2 protein-coding genes and 1 pseudogene are annotated in these 2,745 nt (G+C 76.5%); 2 read left to right on the top strand and 1 reads right to left on the bottom strand.

The window, feature by feature from the left end; translation table 11 throughout:
* The first annotated feature begins 93 nt into the window (after positions 1–93).
* Positions 94–1,425: an FAD-dependent oxidoreductase gene (locus tag J0670_RS35115; protein WP_207816574.1), complete on the top strand. Its 1,332-nt coding sequence runs from the start codon at positions 94–96 to the stop codon at positions 1,423–1,425.
* Positions 1,426–1,558: 133 nt separating this feature from the next.
* Positions 1,559–1,810 (top strand): hypothetical protein, encoded by a 252-nt coding sequence (locus J0670_RS35110; RefSeq protein ID WP_207816565.1) that lies wholly within the window; start codon positions 1,559–1,561, stop codon positions 1,808–1,810.
* 28 nt (positions 1,811–1,838) lie between these two features.
* On the opposite strand, the pseudogene J0670_RS35105 reads toward J0670_RS35110, so the two are convergent.
* Positions 1,839–2,745: pseudogene (locus tag J0670_RS35105) on the bottom strand (regulator); the annotation flags it as partial.

The raw sequence follows: 2,745 nt of genomic DNA, 5'->3' as shown, positions 1-2,745 counted from the left end.
CACACTGACTGGGCATCACCTTCCTCGGACCGTGTCCCGGCACCCCGCTGCCTGCGTCGGCCGGAGCCCCGGGACCAGGGAGGGAGCACGCCAGTGCCCACGTACGACTTCACCCGCCGCGCCCGTCGCCCGTCCGACCCGGACGTCGTCGTGGTCGGCGCCGGCCTCGCGGGCCTGGCCGCCGCCCGCGCACTCACCGGTCGCGGCCTCAGCGTTCAGGTCCTGGAGACCACCGACCGGATCGGCGGCCGGATGGCCACCCGCGAGCTGGACGGATTCCGCCTCGACGACGGCAGCCACCTGCTGAACACCGCCTTCCCCGAACTTCGCCGGGCCCTCGACCTCGACCGTCTGGACCTGCGCCCGCTCGCGCCCGGCGTGCTCGTGCACAGCGCCGGCCGCCGCTACCGCGCCGGGGACCCGCAGCTCACCACCGCCCGGCAGGCCGCCACCCGGGCGCCGCTCGGCAGCCCGCTGGACAAGGCCCGGCTGGGCAGCTGGCTCACCCGGATCGCCACCACCCCGGCCGGCCGGCTCCAGGCCCGCCCCGAAACCACCACCGCCCGCGCGCTGGCCGGCCACGGGCTCGCTCCACGCACCGTCGACGGCTTCCTGCGGCCGCTGCTCAGCGCGCTGCTCAGCGATCCGACCCTCGGCACCAGCAGCCGGATCGCCGACCTGGTGCTTCGCTCGTACGCCCGCGGACGCCTCTGTCTGCCCGCCGACGGGATCGCGGCCGTACCGGCCCAGCTGGCCGCCGCGCTTCCCGCCGGCACCGTCCTGACCGGGGTGCAGGTCACCTCGGTCGCCGCCGACGGCGTGGAGACCCTCGCCCACGGGCGGATCGGCGCCCAGGCCGTGGTCGTCGCCACCGACGCCCGCTCCGCCGCCGAGCTGCTGCCCGGGCTGCGGCTGCCGGACTTCCACCCCGTCACCACCTTCTTCCACGCGGCCGACCGCACCCCGCTGGGCGAGGCGGTCCTGCTGCTCGACGCCGACCGGCCGAACGGGCACCCGCCGCTGGTCTCGCACTCGCTGGTGCTCAGCGAGCTGCACCCGTCCTACGCCCCGGCCGGGCAGGCGCTGGTCGCCACCACCGTGCTCGGCCGGCGCTCCTTCGACGCGGGCGGCCCGGCCGGGCTGGAACCGGCCGTCCGGGCCCGGCTCGCCGGGCTGTACGGCGCCTCGACGGTCAACTGGCAGTTCCTCAGCGTGCGGCACGTCCCCGACGCGCTGCCCGCGATGCCGCCGCCGCACAACCCCCGCCGCCCGGTGCGGCTGGTGGCCGGGCTGTACGTCGCCGGGGACCACCGGGACACCAGCACCGTGCAGGGTGCGCTGGTCTCCGGGCGGCGGGCGGCGCAGGCGGTGCTGCGCGACCTCGGCCTGCCGGCCGGGGCGCGGGAGGCCGAGGCGGCGGCCTGAGGCCGTCGCGGTTCGCCGAGGGCCGTCGCGGTTCGCCGAGGCCGCTGAGGTCGCTGAGGTCGTTGAGGTAGGTCATTGCGGGCGGGACCGCGCGGCGCTCGGGCTGTACGGGGCGACGGCACTGCCGCCGGTCGTGGTGATCACCACGATCGAGGTGGAGGCCGGGCACCTGTCGTCCTCGACGGCGGCGGCGCCGGTGGGCGCCGGGATGCTGTCGGTGCTGGTGTTCCCGCTGGCCGCTCGGCGGGTGCGCGGCGGGGTCCGGCCACCGGTTCCATCGGCTTCGCCGGCTTCGCCGGCTTCATCGGTGGAGGTGGAGGTAGAGGTGGAGCTGGAGGCTGCGGCGGACGCGGGGCGTCCACGGGTCCGGGCCGAGAGCTGGTGAGTCCCCGGCCCGGTTGCCGAACAGAGGGTCAGATCACCCCCGCCTGGCGGGCCGTCTCCTCGAAGGCGCGGGCCACCGGGCTGCCCCGGTAGGGGGTGAGGCGGCGGTGGAAGTCCCGGACGTACTCCAGCGAGCGGGCCGAGCGCATCTCCCCCGCCGCCCGCAGCGCGTCGGTGGCCATGGTGCAGGCCTCGTCGAGGTCACCCATGCCGAGCCGGGCGGTGGCCAGCACCAGTCGGCAGAAGATCCGGCTGCGCGCGTAGGCGGGCGAGCGCAGCCGCAGCGACTTCTCGGCGTGCTGTGCGGCGGTGCGCCACTGCTGGAGGTCGCGGTAGCAGTGGGCGAACTCGTCGGAGAGCTGGGCCTCGTCGAAGTACCGTGCCCAGGAAGGCAGTTCATCGCCCGTCCGGGAGGCGGCCAGCGACCGCTCGGCCCGGACCAGCGCCGTGGTGCAGGATCGGACGTCGCCCAGCAGGCCGTGCCCGCGCGCCTCGGCGGCGTGCATCAGCGACTGGACCACCGGCGGGACGGCGGTGCCCACCCCCTGCTGGGCGACCCGGGCGAGCTGGACGGCCTCCCGGCCGTGGCCCAGGTGGACGGCCTGCTGGCTCATCGTCACCAGGACGTAGCCGCCGAGCGCGCGGTCCCCGGCGGCCTGGGAGAGGCGCAGTGCCTGGACGAAGTAGCGCTGGGCGAGGCCGTGCGCCGCGATGTCGAACGACGTCCAGCCGGCCAGCCTGGTCAGGTCGGCGACCGCGCCGAACAGGGCCCGGCCGATCTGCTCGCCGTAGCGGCCGCGCAGCATCGGCTCGGCCTCGCTCTCCAGGTAGCGGACCAGCGCCTGGCGGGCGTGGCCGCCGCCGTAGGCGTGGTCGAGCGCGCGGAAGAGGTCTCCGACGGCACGGATGGCGGCGATGTCACCGCGGCCGACCCGC

Origin of the sequence: Streptomyces sp. FH025, assembly GCF_017427025.1 — a bacterium.
In the GTDB taxonomy this organism is placed as follows: domain Bacteria; phylum Actinomycetota; class Actinomycetes; order Streptomycetales; family Streptomycetaceae; genus Kitasatospora.
This window is presented reverse-complemented; position numbering and strand designations above follow the sequence as displayed.